General features: G+C 55.1%; 15 protein-coding genes. 6 read left to right on the top strand and 9 right to left on the bottom strand.

Annotated features, from left to right (window positions below; translation table 11 throughout):
- The first annotated feature begins 3 nt into the window (after window positions 1–3).
- Window positions 4–1,095: an SGNH/GDSL hydrolase family protein gene (locus Q1K76_RS04270; RefSeq protein ID WP_300131278.1), complete on the top strand. Its 1,092-nt coding sequence runs from the start codon at window positions 4–6 to the stop codon at window positions 1,093–1,095.
- 84 nt (window positions 1,096–1,179) lie between these two features.
- Here Q1K76_RS04270 and Q1K76_RS04265 read toward each other — a convergent pair whose 3' ends face one another.
- The 6 genes from Q1K76_RS04265 to pyrB all read right to left on the bottom strand — a co-directional run bounded on the left by Q1K76_RS04265 (window position 1,180) and on the right by pyrB (window position 5,961).
- A complete protein-coding gene (locus Q1K76_RS04265) occupies window positions 1,180–1,893 on the bottom strand; it encodes an SGNH/GDSL hydrolase family protein (protein ID WP_258327512.1) in 714 nt (237 codons plus the stop codon).
- A 79-nt stretch (window positions 1,894–1,972) separates the two neighbouring features.
- Window positions 1,973–3,253, bottom strand: a complete 1,281-nt coding sequence (gene glyA / locus Q1K76_RS04260; RefSeq protein WP_087408898.1) for a serine hydroxymethyltransferase — start codon at window positions 3,251–3,253, stop codon at window positions 1,973–1,975.
- Between the two features lie 23 nt (window positions 3,254–3,276).
- On the bottom strand, window positions 3,277–3,966 hold the full coding sequence (locus Q1K76_RS04255) for a porin family protein (protein WP_087408897.1): 690 nt from the start codon (window positions 3,964–3,966) through the stop codon (window positions 3,277–3,279).
- A gap of 14 nt (window positions 3,967–3,980) precedes the next feature.
- Window positions 3,981–4,550, bottom strand: a complete 570-nt coding sequence (locus tag Q1K76_RS04250) for a flavin reductase family protein (RefSeq protein WP_087408896.1) — start codon at window positions 4,548–4,550, stop codon at window positions 3,981–3,983.
- Between the two features lie 13 nt (window positions 4,551–4,563).
- Window positions 4,564–5,025 carry an aspartate carbamoyltransferase regulatory subunit gene (pyrI, locus tag Q1K76_RS04245; protein WP_087408895.1) on the bottom strand — a complete coding sequence of 154 codons (462 nt, stop codon included), beginning with the start codon at window positions 5,023–5,025 and terminating at the stop codon, window positions 4,564–4,566.
- Window positions 5,026–5,046: 21 nt separating this feature from the next.
- Entirely contained in the window at window positions 5,047–5,961 is a 915-nt protein-coding gene (pyrB, locus tag Q1K76_RS04240) for an aspartate carbamoyltransferase (RefSeq protein WP_087408894.1), read from the bottom strand.
- A gap of 417 nt (window positions 5,962–6,378) precedes the next feature.
- On the opposite strand from pyrB, the gene Q1K76_RS04235 reads away from it, so the two are divergent.
- The gene (locus Q1K76_RS04235) at window positions 6,379–8,688 is read left to right on the top strand and encodes a transglycosylase domain-containing protein (protein ID WP_087408893.1); all 2,310 of its coding nucleotides are present in this window, start codon (window positions 6,379–6,381) and stop codon (window positions 8,686–8,688) included.
- A 73-nt stretch (window positions 8,689–8,761) separates the two neighbouring features.
- Here Q1K76_RS04235 and Q1K76_RS04230 read toward each other — a convergent pair whose 3' ends face one another.
- Window positions 8,762–9,493, bottom strand: coding sequence for a CpsB/CapC family capsule biosynthesis tyrosine phosphatase (locus Q1K76_RS04230; protein WP_087408892.1), 732 nt, complete (start codon window positions 9,491–9,493; stop codon window positions 8,762–8,764).
- A 135-nt stretch (window positions 9,494–9,628) separates the two neighbouring features.
- Between Q1K76_RS04230 and Q1K76_RS04225 the strand changes: the two genes are divergently transcribed.
- From Q1K76_RS04225 to Q1K76_RS04210, 4 genes are all read left to right on the top strand, one after another.
- On the top strand, window positions 9,629–11,485 hold the full coding sequence (locus Q1K76_RS04225) for a biotin/lipoyl-containing protein (protein ID WP_087408891.1): 1,857 nt from the start codon (window positions 9,629–9,631) through the stop codon (window positions 11,483–11,485).
- A 174-nt stretch (window positions 11,486–11,659) separates the two neighbouring features.
- On the top strand, window positions 11,660–11,911 hold the full coding sequence (locus Q1K76_RS04220; protein ID WP_087408890.1) for a type B 50S ribosomal protein L31: 252 nt from the start codon (window positions 11,660–11,662) through the stop codon (window positions 11,909–11,911).
- Window positions 11,912–12,117: 206 nt separating this feature from the next.
- Window positions 12,118–12,498, top strand: a complete 381-nt coding sequence (locus Q1K76_RS04215) for a diacylglycerol kinase family protein (protein WP_258327514.1) — start codon at window positions 12,118–12,120, stop codon at window positions 12,496–12,498.
- The gene (locus Q1K76_RS04210; RefSeq protein ID WP_087408888.1) at window positions 12,498–13,055 is read left to right on the top strand and encodes a phosphatase PAP2 family protein; all 558 of its coding nucleotides are present in this window, start codon (window positions 12,498–12,500) and stop codon (window positions 13,053–13,055) included. Before Q1K76_RS04215 ends, Q1K76_RS04210 begins: the two co-directional genes overlap by 1 nt.
- A gap of 147 nt (window positions 13,056–13,202) precedes the next feature.
- Here the strand turns inward: Q1K76_RS04210 and nqrF are convergent, their stop codons facing one another.
- Both nqrF and nqrE read right to left on the bottom strand, forming a co-directional pair.
- Window positions 13,203–14,471, bottom strand: coding sequence for an NADH:ubiquinone reductase (Na(+)-transporting) subunit F (nqrF, locus tag Q1K76_RS04205; protein ID WP_258327515.1), 1,269 nt, complete (start codon window positions 14,469–14,471; stop codon window positions 13,203–13,205).
- A gap of 34 nt (window positions 14,472–14,505) precedes the next feature.
- Complete coding sequence (gene nqrE / locus Q1K76_RS04200; protein WP_300131270.1) at window positions 14,506–15,120, bottom strand: NADH:ubiquinone reductase (Na(+)-transporting) subunit E; 615 nt, start codon at window positions 15,118–15,120, stop codon at window positions 14,506–14,508.
- Between the last annotated feature and the right edge of the window lie 16 nt (window positions 15,121–15,136).

Below are 15,136 nucleotides of genomic sequence, written 5' to 3'. Positions count from 1 at the left end.
ACCATGAAACGTGGAATTTTATTCATTGCATTGTGCTGTTTGATGCCGGCTCTGGTATGGTCGGCCAACGAGAATTTGAAGTATGTCGATGCCTCGGGCCTCACCCTGGTGGGGAAGGCGATGCCTACTCCTGCGAACGTCTATCACCGGGTCGATGTGGAGAAGTATGGCAACATGCCCAAGCGGGTGAAAACCCTCTTTACCTATCCGGCCGGTCTGGCGGTCAGTTTCAAAACCAACAGCTCTACCGTGGTGGCCCGCTGGACTACTGCAGGGAAGCGGGTGATGGGCAACATGACTCCCATTGCCCAACGGGGGCTCGACCTCTATATGTACGACGACGAGGGTTGGATGCCGGTAGGTGAGGGCGTTCCCACGGCCGGAAAAACCCAACACGAGAGTCGTCTGGTCAAGGCCTTGAAGCCGGGCGAACATCGTTTCCTCCTGTATCTCCCCCTCTTCGACGAGATTACCTCGCTCGAAATCGGGGTCGATTCGGCTGCGGTCATCACGGCCGAGCCGTCGCCTTTCCGCCACACGGTACTCATCTACGGGTCGAGCATTCTGCACGGGGCTTCGGCCAGCCGTGCCGGGTTGGCCTATCCGGCCCGCATGGCCCGCAACACGGGTATCAACTTTGTCAATTTCGGGTTGAGCGGTAGCGGCAAGATGGAACCTGCTGTGGCCGGCATGTTGAAGGACGTCGAGGCCGATGCCTTCGTGCTCGACTGCATGCCCAACCCCTCGCCCGAGGAGATTACCGAGCGCACCCACTATCTGGTGAAGACGATAAGCGAGCATCACCCCGGGGTACCTATTATTATGATTGAGACCTTCATGCGCGAGGACGGGTATAGCGACCAGCAGATGCACGAGCGTTGTGTCCGTCAGAGCGAGGCCTTTATCGCGCAGTACGAACAGCTGAAGAAGGAAGGGGTAAAAGACCTTTACCTCATTCGCGACAACCATGCTATCGGTACCGACCACGAAGGGACCATCGATGGCACGCATCCCAACGACCTGGGCTTCGACCGACTGGTGCAGCAGTACCAGCCCCAGATTATGAAGATATTGAAACGATACGGCATCCGGTGATACCTTGCCGGTTTCGGGATAATGACAAAGGCTCGGGGACAATTCCCCGAGCCTTTGCTGTGTGTGAGTATGGGTTGCGTCCTGTTATCGACGCGACAAAGCCTTTTCGATACCCTCGACTACCAGCGGTTCCATGATCTTGTAGCCGTCGATGGTGGGGTGCACGCCGTCTCGTCCGTAGGCGTCGTTCAGTCCCTTCTGGTCGTCGACGAGCGGTGTGTAGAAGTCGACATAGACAATCCGGTTAGCCTCGGCATAGGCTTTTATCTGTCGGTTCAGTTCGATAATCGTGTCGGCTGGTTTCACGTCGGGAGCCCAGCCGTAGCGGTTGGCGGGGAGCACCGAGCAGAGCACCACCTCGATGTCATTGGCCTGGGCCAACTGTACCATCGATTCGATGTTGTCCATAATCATCTCGACACTCGAGGGGCCCGTGTTGCCGGCAATGTCGTTGGTACCGGCCAGAATAACTACCGCCTTGGGCGAGAGGTCGATGACATCCTGACGGAAGCGCAGCAGCATCTGCGGCGAAGTCTGTCCGCTGATTCCCCGGCCCAGGTAGTTGTGGCTGGTGAAGAACTCGGGGTCCATCGAAGCCCAGTTTTGCGTGATGGAGTTACCCATGAATACCACCCAGCTCTTTTGGGCGTCGGAGGGGTCGTTGCGACGGGCCTCGAGGTTGGTCTGGTTGTCGCTGCGGTAGCGGTTGAGGTTGGGCCAGTCCTGGGCTGCACACTCCGGGGCGAAGGCTCCGGCCAGCAACAGGGCCGATACAAGAAGTTTAGCACTTGTTTTCATGGTGATGTAAATGAAAAGTACACCCCCGCATGTGGGGAGTGTACCGAATGTGAATGAATGATAGATAAAAGTCAATCGATTAGTAGGCGAAGATGGGATAGTCCTTCATCATGCCGTTTACCTTCTCGCGTACGGCTTTGATGACCGTTTCGCTTTCGGGGTTGGAGAGCACGGTGTCGATGAGTTCGACAATCTCGAGCATCATATCCTCTTTGGCACCGCGGGTAGTGATGGCCGGTGTACCTACACGGATACCCGAGGTCTGGAACGGCGAGCGGCTGTCAAACGGAACCATGTTCTTGTTGACCGTGATGTCGGCCTGAACCAGAGCCTTCTCGGCCACCTTGCCCGTCAGTTCGGGGAACTTGGTGCGCAGGTCGATGAGCATGCAGTGGTTGTCGGTACCGTTCGAGATAATCTTGTATCCCTTGTCCATGAAGGCTTGAGCCATGACGGCGGCATTCTTCTTCACCTGAGTCTGATAGTCGACATACTCGGGTTGCAGGGCCTCGCCGAAGGCTACGGCTTTGGCGGCAATCACGTGTTCGAGCGGGCCGCCCTGTACGCCGGGGAATACAGCCGAGTCGAGCAGAGCCGACATCTTCTTGATTTCGCCTTTGGGCGTCTTTTTGCCCCAGGGGTTGTCGAAGTCTTTGCCCATGAGGATGATACCGCCGCGGGGACCGCGCAGGGTCTTGTGAGTGGTCGAGGTGACGATGTGGGCATACTTGAGCGGATTCTCGAGCAGACCGGCGGCGATGAGGCCGGCGGGGTGAGCCATATCGACCATGAAGATGGCGCCGATTTCGTCGGCAATCTTACGCATGCGGGCGTAGTCCCATTCGCGCGAGTAGGCCGATGCACCGCCGATAATCAGTTTCGGACGCTCGCGCAGAGCCACCTCTTCCATCATATCGTAGTCGACATAACCGGTATCTTCTTTCACGCTGTATTCGAGCGGGTGGAACATCAGGCCCGAGAAGTTCACGGGGCTTCCGTGCGACAGGTGACCGCCGTGCGAGAGGTTCAGCCCCAGGAACTTGTCGCCCGGGTTGAGCACGGCCATGAATACGGCCATGTTGGCTTGGGCTCCCGAGTGCGGTTGCACGTTGGCCCACTCGGCGTTGAACAGCTTTTTGAGCCGGTCGATAGCCACTTGCTCGCTCTGGTCTACCACCTCGCAACCGCCGTAATAACGCTTGCCGGGATACCCTTCGGCGTATTTGTTGGTCAGGCACGAGCCCATGGCTTGCATCACTTGTTCGCTGACAAAGTTTTCAGAGGCAATCAATTCGATACCTTTACGTTGTCGTTGATTCTCTTTTTCGATAATGTCGAAAATGATGTTGTCTCTTTTCATGTTGGTTTTGTGTTAGTGTATTTTTACCATAAATATCCTATTGAAATGCTCAACTCGTTGACGGCCCGCGAGAGCTTTACCTGCCCCACCTGCGAGTCGTCGAGGTCGATTTTGAACGATTGGTCTTTCGAGTTTCCTATGCAGTAGGCATACCGAAAGTCGATGTACAGGTGGCCGATGGTGGTACTCAGTCCGCCCACGGCGTAGAACGAGAAGCTGTTGGGCTTGTCGTCGTAGACCAGATTGCGCGATGTCGTGCCGTTGACATCGATTTGGCTGGTTTCGTTGCAGATGTACGAGACGCGCGGTCCGGCAAAGAGGTTCATCAGGAAGGGCCCGTGCTTGGTGATGTTGTAGCCGTACAGCACGGGAACATCGATGGCATAGGCCGAGGTGTTGATTTTGCTCAATCCGTAGTCGGGGTTGTACAGCCGGGTGTGCGACTGGTGCATGCCCACCTCGAGTTGGATATAGTTGCGTTTGAAGTTGTACCGCCCGATAAAGGAGCCTGTGAGTCCCAGACTCGATTCGGAGTCCGATTCGTCTATCTGGGTGCCGTCGAGGCTCATGTGACGTATGTCGACCAGGGGAGCGTTCACTCCCAGCCGTACGCCCCAGTTGAACCGTTTGCTCACGTTCAGCTCCTTCACCTGCGCTTGTGCGGCAAAGGTGAGCGAGAGTGCGATACAGATAGCAGTGGCCAGTCTCTTCATGCGCGTGTATTTGTCTATTTGTTTTTCTTTTGTACCGACCAGCCGAACTTGCCTATCTCGCGACCCATCTCGTAGTAGTGCCCGTGCGAGTAGACCAGCAGGTTGGCCTTCTGCATGTCGAAGGCGCCGGTCGAGGGGTCGATGTAGCGGTCGTCGGCCAGCAGGTTGACGACGTCGGCGATGAACATGTCGTGCGAGCCCAGTCGTACGATTTCGCGGGCCTTGCATTCGATACAGAGGGGCGACTCGTCTACGTAGGGGGCCTGCACGATTTGTGCCTGGCGGGGGGTGAGCCCGGTCTTCTCGAACTTGTTGTAGTCTTTTCCCGAGGTGACGCCGCACCAGTCGGTCGCATGGGCCATCTCGACAGTAGTGAGGTTGATGACAAACTCCATGTTCTTGCGCAGAATCTCGTAGGAGTAGCGCTCGGGACGTATCGACACATAGCACATGGGCGGGTTGGTACATATCGTGCCCACCCAGCTGACGGTAAGCAGGTTGTACTCTTCGGGCGTGCTGCCGCAGCTCACCAGTGCGGCGGGCAGCGGGTAGATGGTGGTCCCGGGTTTCCAGGTCTGTTTCATGGGCCGGTGCGAGTTAGCAGATTTCTATTTCGTCTTTCGATACCGAGCGTTCGCAGTAGTGGCATTTGACCTGAATGTTCACCTTGTCGACCACGTGGAAGATCGTCTCCATGGGTTCGTTGTTGGTGATGCACTTGGGGTTGCTGCAACGGATGATGCCGTGCACCACGTCGGGGAGCGATACCTTGCGCTTCTCGGTCACCTGGTAGTCGTGTATGATGTTGATTTGCGCTTCGGGAGCTACCAGGGCTATCTTGTTCAGGTCCTCTTCCTTGAAGAAGCGGTCGGCCACCTTGATGATGCCCTTTTTACCTATCTTCTTGCTGGCGAGGTTGTTGCCTATGGTTATGCTGTTGGGGCAGTTTTCGAGGCCCAGGATAGAGACCACTTTGAAAAGTTGGTTCGAGGGAATGTGGTCGATCACCGTTCCGTTTTCGAGGGCAGCTACTTTTAATTCTTTCTTTTCGACGTTCATGATTTTCGAAATGGTGGGGGGTTAAACTTCAATTCCTAATACTTTGCAGATGATGGCTTGCCGGGCATACAGACCGTTTTGGGCCTGTTGGAAGTAGTATGCCTTGGGGTTGCTGTCGACGTCGTATGAGATTTCGTTGACACGGGGCAGCGGGTGCAGAACCCGCAGGTTGTCTTTGCTGTGCTCGAGCATGCTGTTGTGCAAGGTGTAGACGTTCTTTACCTTCTCGTACTCCATGAGGTCGGTAAACCGTTCGCGCTGTACGCGGGTCATGTAGAGAATGTCGGCCTGGTTGATGACATCCTCGGAAAATTCGGAGTGCTCGAAGTAGGGGATGTGGTGCTGCTCGCAGAATATCTTGTACTCGATGGGCATCTTCAACTCGTCGGGAGCGACGAAGTGGAAGGTGGGGTTGAAGTGCGACATGGCCATGAGCAGCGAGTGTACCGTGCGCCCGTATTTCAAATCGCCTACCATCGTGATGTTCAGGTTTGAGAGGGTACCTTGTGTCTTGTAAATCGAGTAGAGGTCGAGCATCGTCTGCGAGGGGTGTTGGTTGGCACCGTCGCCGGCGTTGATGACGGGCACCGATGCAATCTCCGAGGCGTAACGGGCGGCCCCTTCGAGGTGGTGCCGCATGATGATCAGGTCGACATAGTTGCTCACCATCATGATGGTGTCTTTCAGCGTCTCGCCCTTCGACGAGCTGGTGGTGCTGGCGTCGGAGAAGCCGATGATTCTTCCGCCCAGTCGGTTGACGGCAGTCTCGAAACTGAGGCGGGTGCGGGTCGATGGCTCGAAGAAGAGCGTGGCCACGACTTTGCCTTCCAGAATCTTTTGGTTGGGATTAGCCTCGAATCGACTTGCGGTTTGGAGCAGGTCCAGAATTTCTTCTTTTGAAAAATCGGTAATAGATACTAAACTCTCAGGTTTCATCGTCGGTATGATTTGTTTATAGGTTACACTATGGTTGTCCATAAAAAAAGCCAACACGACAATGAATGTCACGCTGGCTTGCTGTTCGTTCTATGTTGGAGAGAATATAATCCCCGGCGTTTGTAAAAATGCCTTTGTTGTAATGGATTATATGTCTGTTCCCGCCAATTCATTTCGATAAGCAAAGATAGTAAAAAAAGGGCGAAAGCCAAACTGTTTAGCCATAAAAAATATTCTTTATAAATCGGCAATATGTCGTTGAATGAAATATATTTGCTACCTTTGCTTTAGTAATTGGCTTTAAAGGGATTTGCAGGTGTGAGTCTCGGGCCGCAAAATCGTAGATATATAGGAAAGACAATGAAAGTGGATAGGATTAAAAGCGCTTTTAGCGACACCTCTCGTGTAATTAAATATATGTGGATTACCTTCGGTGCCCTGGTGCTCCTTGCCGTGGTCGCTTTTGCCATGATTGCCTGGGGATGGATCGGCTACATGCCGCCCATCGAGGATATGGAGAACCCCAAGGATAAGTTCGCTTCGGAAATCTATTCGTCCGACATGCAGGTGATAGGTCGTTTCTACCAGAGCAAGAGTAACCGGGTGTATGTGCACTACGACGAAATCTCGCCCTACCTGGTCGAAGCCCTTATCGCTACTGAAGACATCCGCTTCAAGGATCACTCGGGTATCGACGTGAAGGCGCTCTTCCGGGCCTTCATCAAGCGTGGACTCTTTTTCCAGAAGAGTGCCGGCGGTGGCAGTACCATCACCCAGCAGTTGGCCAAGCTGCTCTATTCGCCCAGTGCCGACAACATCGTGGAGCGCCTCTTCCAGAAACCGCAGGAGTGGGTCATCGCCGTACAGCTCGAACGCTTCTATACCAAGGAGGAGATTGTGAACATGTATCTCAACCACTTCGACTTCCTCAACAATGCGGTGGGTATCCAGTCGGCTGCTTACATTTACTTCCACACCACCCCCGACAAGCTGAAAATCGAGGAGGCAGCCACGCTGGTGGGCATGTGTAAAAACCCTTCGTACTACAATCCGCGCCGCTATAACGAGCGCACGCGCGGGCGCCGCAACACGGTGTTGGACCAGATGTACAAAGCCAAATACATTACCAAGGCCGAGCGTGACTCGCTGCAGGCTTTGCCGCTGGAGTTGCACTACACGCGGGTCGACCACAAGGAGGGATTGGCGCCCTACTTCAGAGAGCAGTTGCGCTTGATGATGACGGCCAAGAAACCCGACCGGGCCGACTACCGCGGCTGGGAGGCTCAGAAATTTGTCGACGACTCCATAGCCTGGGCCACCAACCCGCTCTATGGCTGGTGCGAGAAGAACCGCAAGGCCGATGGCTCGAAATACAATATCTATACCGACGGTCTCAAAATCTACACGACCATCGACTCGCGCATGCAGCGCTATGCCGAGGAGGCTGTCGAGGAGCATCTGGGCCACTACCTGCAACCCCGCTTTTTTGCCGAGAAGAAGGGGCGCAGCTACGCTCCCTTCTCGCGCAGCATCACGAAGGAGGAGCGCGAGGGCATTCTCGAGCGGGCCATGAAACAGTCCGACCGCTACCGGGCCATGAAGCAGGCCGGGGCGAGCGACGAGCGCATCCGGCAGGCCTTCGTTACGCCGGTCGAGATGCAGGTCTTCTCGTACGACGGCATGATCGATACGATTATGTCGCCCATGGATTCGATACGGTATCAGAAGTCGTTCCTCCGCACGGGCTTCATGTCGATGGATCCCCATACAGGCCATGTGAAAGCCTATGTGGGTGGACCCGATTTCGAGCATTTCCAATACAACATGGTGTCGGTAGGCCGCCGGCAAATCGGGTCGACGGTGAAACCGTTCCTCTATACGCTGGCCATGGAAGAGGGCTTCACCCCCTGCGACATGTTCCTGAACGAACAGCCCACGCTCATCACCGAAGACGGCAAGGCGTGGTCGCCCCGCAACTCGTCGAAGGCGAGGGTGGGCGAGATGGTGACCCTCCGCTGGGGGTTGGCCAACTCGAACAACTGGATTTCGGCCCGGTTGATGGACAAGCTGTCGCCCTCGTCGCTGGCCCGGCTGATGCACTCGTTCGGTATCAAGAATAAAATCGACGAGGTGGTATCGCTCTGTCTGGGTCCGGTCGACGTTTCGGTCGAGGAGATGGTGACCGCCTATACCGCTTTTTCGAACAAAGGAGTGCGGGTAGACCCCCTCTATGTCACCCGCATAGAAGATAATCTGGGCAATGTGATTGCCGAGTTCAACCCCACGATGACCGAAGTCTTCAGCGAACAGGCCTACTACCGCATTCTGCCCATGTTGCGCGACGTCATCGACCACGGTACCGGCGGCCGCGTGCGTTACCGCTACGGCATCACGGCACCGATGGGTGGCAAGACGGGTACGACCAACAACAACTCCGACGGTTGGTTCATGGGCTTTACCCCCGACCTGGTTTCGGGCGTGTGGGTAGGTGGCGAGGACCGCTCGATTCACTTCGACGGCATGGCCGACGGTCAGGGTGCCAGCATGGCCCTGCCTATCTACGGCCTCTACATGCAGAAGGTCTATGCCGACCCCACGCTGGGCTATTCACAGCAGAGCAACTTTGAGATTCCGGCCGAGTATGCCGACCCCTGCAGTGGCGGTTCCTACGTCGAGGAGCCCGCCCAGGAGGCTCCGATGGAGAGTATCGAGGGAATATTCGATTAAAGATAACTACAATAGATGCAACAAGAGAGGCGAGTGCGTGACTTGCCTCTCTTGTCGTATAGGGGGAGTATGTTTACAAGGTGTTGTTACGGGGGGTAATGTTGCGCATGTGGCGCACAAACTCCTTGCTGGCGAGGTAGCGGCCTATGTGCTGGGCGTGGTTGCTGTTGTGCATGTCGCTGCCCAGGTAATCGACCATCTGTTTCGAGACCAGCCACTCGGCCACCTCTTTCGTCCGCTTGTTGTAGTAGCCGGCCAGCGAGAGCAGGTTGACCTGAAATTCGCATCCCTGGTCGTGCAGCTCCTGATAGATTTTCTTGTCGTCGTAGTAATAGGCATACCGCTCGGGGTGGGCCAGTATGGGCGAGAAGCCCTTGAGCTGCAGGTCGAAGACCAGCTCCTTGATGTTCCAGAAAGGTTGCAGAAACGAGTTCTCGATGAGCAGGTGGTTGCCCGGCATGGGCATCACCTCGTTGCGTTGCAGGATGGCCAGGAAATTGTCGTCCATGCGATACTCGGCCGAGTAGCACAACTGTATGCCCAGCTCGCCAAACTCGGGTTCGCGGCACAGCCGGTCGTAGGCATCGCCCACGGTTTGCGGGGTATTCTCGAAGGTAGCTTCGGTCACGTGAGGGGTAGCGATTACCTTTTCGATGCCCCATTCGCGCATCTGGCGCAGCAGGGGCAGCGAGTGCTCGGTGTCGGGCGAACCGTCGTCGATGCCCGGCAGTATATGGCAGTGAACCTCTGTTGTATAGGGGAATAGAGGCTTTTCGGCAGACTTTTTATGGAAGAAATTGAACATACGCGAATGCCTTGAAAATTCGTTCGAGATACAAAAGTACGCTTTTTCTTTTGATTATAAGTTAAAGAATATTATATTTGTATGCTTGAAATCATGTAATGTGGAAAAAAGTAACACCTATTAAATCAGATTGCTATGTCAAGAAAATTGAAAATTCGAGATCTTACCCTTCGTGATGGGCAACAATCCTTGTTTGCAACTCGTCTTACCCAGGAGCAGATAAACCGGGTATTGCCTTATTATAAGGATGCCGGCTTCTTTGCCATGGAGGTATGGGGTGGTGCAGTACCCGACTCGGTGATGCGCTATCTGAACGAGAGCCCTTGGACCCGCCTCAAAACCATTAGCGATGCTATTGGCGGCGCTTCGTATTTAACTGCTCTCTCTCGGGGACGCAATTTGTTTGGATATGCCCCTTATCCCGATTCGGTACTCGACGGTTTTTATCGCGAGGCCGTAGCCAACGGGTTGGGAATTATGCGTATATTCGATGCTCTCAACGACCTGAACAACGTGAAGTCGTCGGTCGAAAAGATAAATGCCGTGGGCGCTATCTCCGATGGTGCCGTATGCTACACGGTAGACCCGCACTATACCATCACCTTTATGGACCGGGTGAAAGCCCTCTTCGGCAAGAAGTTGCCCAAACCCATCTTTACCGACGACTATTTCGTAGAGAAGGCTGTCGGCTTCGAGAAACTGGGTGCCAAGATGGTAACCTTGAAAGATATGGCCGGTCTGGTAAATCCGTCGCGTATCGCCTCGCTGATGCCTAAGTTGAAAAAGGCACTGAAGGTACCCGTCGACTTCCACACCCACTGTACGCCCGGTTACGGTCTGGCTTCGTCGCTCATGGCCGTGATACACGGGGTAGACATTCTCGATACCAACATCTGGTATTTCGGTGGCGGTTCGGCTGCTCCGGCCATCGAGTTGCTCTACATCTTCTGCCAGAAACTGGGCGTGGAGATGGAGGTAAACATGAGCGCCGTGAGCAAGATTCGTGCCGAGTTGCTGGGCATTCGCCGCGAGCTCGCCGCCTACGACCTGAAGAAAGACTCCTTCCCCATTGCCTTCGACCCGCTCATCGACAAGCTGCCCGACAACATCGACAAACTTTTCGATACGGCTATCGATGCGGCCAAACGCAACGACGAGCCCGCATTGCTCGACGCTTGCCACGCCATCGAAAACTACTTCGGTTTCCCCAAACCCAACGAACTGGTGAAAGAGGCCGAGGTGCCCGGCGGTATGTACTCCAACATGGTGGCTCAGCTCAAACAGCTCAAGGCCGAGCACGTACTCGACGACGCCATGAAGCTGATTCCGAAGGTACGTTCCGATGCCGGTCTGGTGCCTCTGGTTACGCCTACCAGCCAAATCGTAGGTAGCCAGGCTGTAAGCTGCGCCCTCGACCGCCTGAAAGGCAACCCCGAATACACGACGGTTTCGAACCAGTTCAAGGCTTTGGTAAAAGGCGAGTACGGTAAGACGCCGGTACCCGTCGATCCCAAGTTCCGCGAGAAGATTACCGGCAGCCCCATCGAGACGCCCTACGATACCAATTCGTACAAGGCTCCCGAGAATCCCGTGCTGCCCGAGTTCGGTGGCGTGAAGCTGGCCGAGAACGAACAGGAATACCTGTTGCTCGAGCTCTTCCCCAACGTGGCTACCACCTTCTTGAAAGGCGTGCGTGCCGCCGAATACGAGGCCAAGAAACCGGCTGTTGAAGAGAAGAAGGAAGAGGTTCAGGAGGCTGCTCCCGTTGAGCCCATCACCGGCCCCACCATCGACGCTCCCATGGGTGGCAAGGTAGTCGAAATCAAAGTGAAAGTAGGCGACCAGGTGAAGAAGGACGACGTGGTGCTCGTATACGAGGCCATGAAGATGGAGAACGATATTCTCTCGACCCTCAACGGTAAGGTAAAACGCATTCTCGTAAAAGAGAACGACGTGGTAGGTACCAACGACCCGCTCATCGAATTTGAATAATCGACGAATAAATCAGGTCCCGGCCGGTGCCAAAAGCGCCGGCCGGACTTTTTTTGTGAAAAAGTGAAGTAAATATTTTTCTAAGTCGAAACTTATCCCTACATTTGCAAGCCATTACGAAAAAATCACGCTACCAACGTGAACATTTGATAATATTAAAAAGACGATATAACAATGAAAAAAGGAATCCATCCTGATAACTACCGTCCCGTAGTTTTCAAAGACATGTCGAACGACGAAATTTTTATCACCCGTTCAACGGTTGCAGCCAAAGAAACAATCGAAATTGATGGCGTTACCTATCCTCTGGTAAAGCTGGAAATCACCAGTTCGTCGCACCCCTTCTTCACCGGTAAACAGAAACTCGTGGATACCGCAGGTCGTGTGGACAAGTTCATGAGCCGTTACGGCAATCGCAAGAAATAATTGACAGTTCAATTATAGGATTAAACAGTACCCCGGTCGTCAGGCCGGGGTATTTTGTTTTCAGGCGGAACCTTTCGAGGGTGCCGCCTTCCTTGTTCCGAGTGGGAGAGGGAAGAGTACGGTCATATGGATGAATACTTCCGACGCCCGGTATATTGCGATTCGCGGGCAAAAGACGTATCTTTGTCCCTCAAAGAGAAAAGCCCATGGAAAAGAAAAAATTCAGTCTTGCCGCTCGAGCCCGCAGCTTCAAGTATGCCGGGCGCGGCATCGCCCGGTTGATAAGCCGCGAGCACAATGCCTGGATACACTGTTTTGTAGCCGTGTGTGTGGTGGTGGTCGGTGCGTTGGTGGGGCTGTCGGCTCTCGAGTGGGCGGCCGTGGTGCTCTGCATCGGTGTCGTGCTGGCGGCCGAGGGCATCAACTCGGCCATCGAAGCTCTGTGCGACCGGGTGTCGCCCGATTACGACGAGGCCATCAAGCATGCCAAGGACCTGGCAGCCGGGGCCGTGCTCATCGTGGCCATCATGTCGGTCGTGGTGGGGCTGTTGATATTTGTTCCCAAATTTATAACCCTGTGGTCGTGATGAAACGTATTATTCTCTCTGTGGTCTTGGCATTGCTGGTGGTTGGCCAGTCGGTGCGGGCCGAAGGGTTGAGCCGGAGCCGCCAGGCGGTGAAGGTCTCGAGCGATGTATTGCTGGTGGCCATGCCGGTAGCCACGGCTTCGGCCATGCTGGCCATGAAAGACTGGACCGGTTTCAAGCAGGCTGCCTTTACCGGGCTGACTACCCTGGGTGCCACCTATCTGCTCAAGTTTGCCGTCCACAAGGAGCGGCCCGACCACAGCAACAACCTCTCGTTCCCCTCGGGACACACCTCGGTTACCTTTGCCAATGCGGCCTTCGTGCAGCGTCGCTACGGTTGGGCGTGGGGTGCTCCGGCCTATGCCGTGGCCGCCTATGTGGGTTGGGCCCGTACCTATGCCCGCCGGCACGACTGGTGGGATGTGGCCGCCGGAGCCCTTATCGGTGCCGGCAGTGCCTATATCTATACCCGTCCCTTTGCGCGCGACAAGCAGCTGGTCATCTCGCCCGTCTCCGACGGTACCTCTTTCGGGGTCTACGCCTCGCTCACTTTCTAATCTCTTTTGCCCTCTCGTCTGTTTTCTTTCCCGACGGGTACCGACACCTGCCGGGCTTCCCGATGTGGCCGTACGGGCCCAAAAAAGCCCGCCGCAAAGGCTCGGGAGCTTTGCGGCGGGTGATATGGAACGGGTGGCCTTGATGGATTAGCCACCGAAGTTGTCGTACATGAGGTTCTCTTCGGGTACACCCAAATCCCACAGCATCTTTTCGACGGCCTTCGACATGGGGCCGGGGCCGCACATGTAGTATTCGATGTCTTCGGGAGCCTCGTGGTCCTTCAGATAAGTGTTGTAGATGACCTGATGAACGAATCCCGGGGTGTACTTCACGCCGGCGGCATCGGCGGCCGGGTCGGGCCGGTCGAGGGCCAGGTGGAACGAGAAGTTGGGGAACTCCTTCTCCAGCTCGAGGAAGTCGTTCAGGTAGAAGACCTCGTTGAGGGCACGGGCACCGTAGAAGTAAGACATCTTGCGGTCGGTCGTGTGGAGGGTCTTGGTCATGTGCATGATTTGCGAACGCAGGGGAGCCATACCGGCACCACCGCCGATCCACATCATCTCGCGCTTCGAGTTGAAGATGGGATGGAAGTCGCCGTAAGGGCCGCTCATGATTACCTTGTCGCCCGGTTTCAGGGTGTAGATATACGACGAGGCGATACCCGGCATCACATCCTGGAAGCCCACTTGAGGTTTCGGTTTGAAGGGCGGCGTGGCGATACGAACCGTCAGCATGATGCGGTCGCCCTCGGCCGGATAGTTGGCCATGGAGTAGGCCCGGATGGTGGGCTCGGTGTTTTTACACTTGAGGCCGAAGAGTCCGAATTTCTCCCACGAGGGCAGATATTCGTCGCCGATGAGGCTCTTGTCTATATCCTTGTCGTAGTCCATCTCGAAGGTAGGAATCTTGATCTGGGCATACGAACCGGGGATAAAGTTCATGTGTTCGCCGGGAGGCAGAGCCACGATAAACTCTTTGATGAAGGTGGCCACGTTTTTGTTCGAGATAACCTCGCACTCCCACTCTTTCACACCCAGAACCGATTCGGGAACGACGATTTTCATGTCGTTCTTCACCTTCACCTGGCAGCCCAGCCGCCAGTGGTTCATCTGTTGCTTGCGCGAGAAGTGCACCTGCTCGGTGGGCAGAATTTCGCCGCCGCCCTCGAGTACCTGACAGCGGCACTGTCCGCACGATCCGCCTCCGCCGCAGGCCGAGGGGAGGAATATTTTCTCGTTGGCCAGGGTGCTCAGCAGGCTGCCGCCCGTGTCGACCTCGACCTTCTTGTCGTCGTTGATGGTGATGACCGCCTTGCCCGACGGTACCAGGTATTTCTTGGCGATGAGCAGAATCACTACCAGCAGGAGCGATACGCCCAAGAATAAAACAATGCTCGATATGATTGTCGTTGACATGGAACTTATTGCTAATAACATCGTGACTCTCCTTTCAAAGTTTGATTCCTAAAAAGCTCATGAAGGCGATACCCATCAGGCCGGTGATGATGAAGGTGATGCCTATGCCCCGCAGCGGTGCCGGTATGTTGGAGTAGCTGAGCTTCTCGCGAATGGCGGCCAGGCAGACGATGGCCAGCATCCAGCCTATACCCGAACCGATGCCGTAGACGGTAGCGCTCGTTACCGAGGGGAAGTTGCGCTGCTGCATGAAGAGCGAACCACCCAGGATGGCACAGTTCACGGCGATAAGCGGCAGGAAGATACCCAGCGAGGCGTAGAGCGAGGGCGAGTATTTCTCGACGAACATCTCGACGAGCTGCACCATCGAGGCGATGATGGCGATAAACATAATCAGACTCAAGAAACTCAGGTCGAGTTGCGCATATTCGGGACCCAGCCATTTGAGGGCGCCGGCTTTCAGCACGTAGGTTTCGAGCAGATAGTTGACCGGCAGGGTGATGGCCAGCACGAAGGTGACGGCGATACCCAGACCGAATGCCGTTTTCACGTTCTTCGATACGGCCAGGTAGGAGCACATACCGAGGAAGTAGGCAAATATCATGTTGTCTATGAAGATAGACTTGACGAACAGATTTAGATTTTCCATATATCAAGTAGCTTAT

It is taken from the genome of uncultured Barnesiella sp., assembly GCF_946496565.1.
Taxonomy (GTDB): Bacteria; Bacteroidota; Bacteroidia; order Bacteroidales; family Barnesiellaceae; genus Barnesiella; species Barnesiella merdigallinarum.
This window is presented reverse-complemented; position numbering and strand designations above follow the sequence as displayed.

Excerpts from the sequence above, each read along its gene's own strand:
- Q1K76_RS04270 (WP_300131278.1), top strand. The coding sequence starts at position 4 with ATGAAACGTGGAATTTTATTCATTGCATTGTGCTGTTTGATGCCGGCT.
- Q1K76_RS04265 (WP_258327512.1), bottom strand. The coding sequence starts at position 1,893 with ATGAAAACAAGTGCTAAACTTCTTGTATCGGCCCTGTTGCTGGCCGGA.
- glyA (WP_087408898.1), bottom strand. The coding sequence starts at position 3,253 with ATGAAAAGAGACAACATCATTTTCGACATTATCGAAAAAGAGAATCAA.
- Q1K76_RS04255 (WP_087408897.1), bottom strand. The coding sequence starts at position 3,966 with ATGAAGAGACTGGCCACTGCTATCTGTATCGCACTCTCGCTCACCTTT.
- Q1K76_RS04250 (WP_087408896.1), bottom strand. The coding sequence starts at position 4,550 with ATGAAACAGACCTGGAAACCCGGGACCACCATCTACCCGCTGCCCGCC.
- pyrI (WP_087408895.1), bottom strand. The coding sequence starts at position 5,025 with ATGAACGTCGAAAAGAAAGAATTAAAAGTAGCTGCCCTCGAAAACGGA.
- pyrB (WP_087408894.1), bottom strand. The coding sequence starts at position 5,961 with ATGAAACCTGAGAGTTTAGTATCTATTACCGATTTTTCAAAAGAAGAA.
- Q1K76_RS04235 (WP_087408893.1), top strand. The coding sequence starts at position 6,379 with ATGTGGATTACCTTCGGTGCCCTGGTGCTCCTTGCCGTGGTCGCTTTT.
- Q1K76_RS04230 (WP_087408892.1), bottom strand. The coding sequence starts at position 9,493 with ATGTTCAATTTCTTCCATAAAAAGTCTGCCGAAAAGCCTCTATTCCCC.
- Q1K76_RS04225 (WP_087408891.1), top strand. The coding sequence starts at position 9,629 with ATGTCAAGAAAATTGAAAATTCGAGATCTTACCCTTCGTGATGGGCAA.
- Q1K76_RS04220 (WP_087408890.1), top strand. The coding sequence starts at position 11,660 with ATGAAAAAAGGAATCCATCCTGATAACTACCGTCCCGTAGTTTTCAAA.
- Q1K76_RS04215 (WP_258327514.1), top strand. The coding sequence starts at position 12,118 with ATGGAAAAGAAAAAATTCAGTCTTGCCGCTCGAGCCCGCAGCTTCAAG.
- Q1K76_RS04210 (WP_087408888.1), top strand. The coding sequence starts at position 12,498 with ATGAAACGTATTATTCTCTCTGTGGTCTTGGCATTGCTGGTGGTTGGC.
- nqrF (WP_258327515.1), bottom strand. The coding sequence starts at position 14,471 with ATGTCAACGACAATCATATCGAGCATTGTTTTATTCTTGGGCGTATCG.
- nqrE (WP_300131270.1), bottom strand. The coding sequence starts at position 15,120 with ATGGAAAATCTAAATCTGTTCGTCAAGTCTATCTTCATAGACAACATG.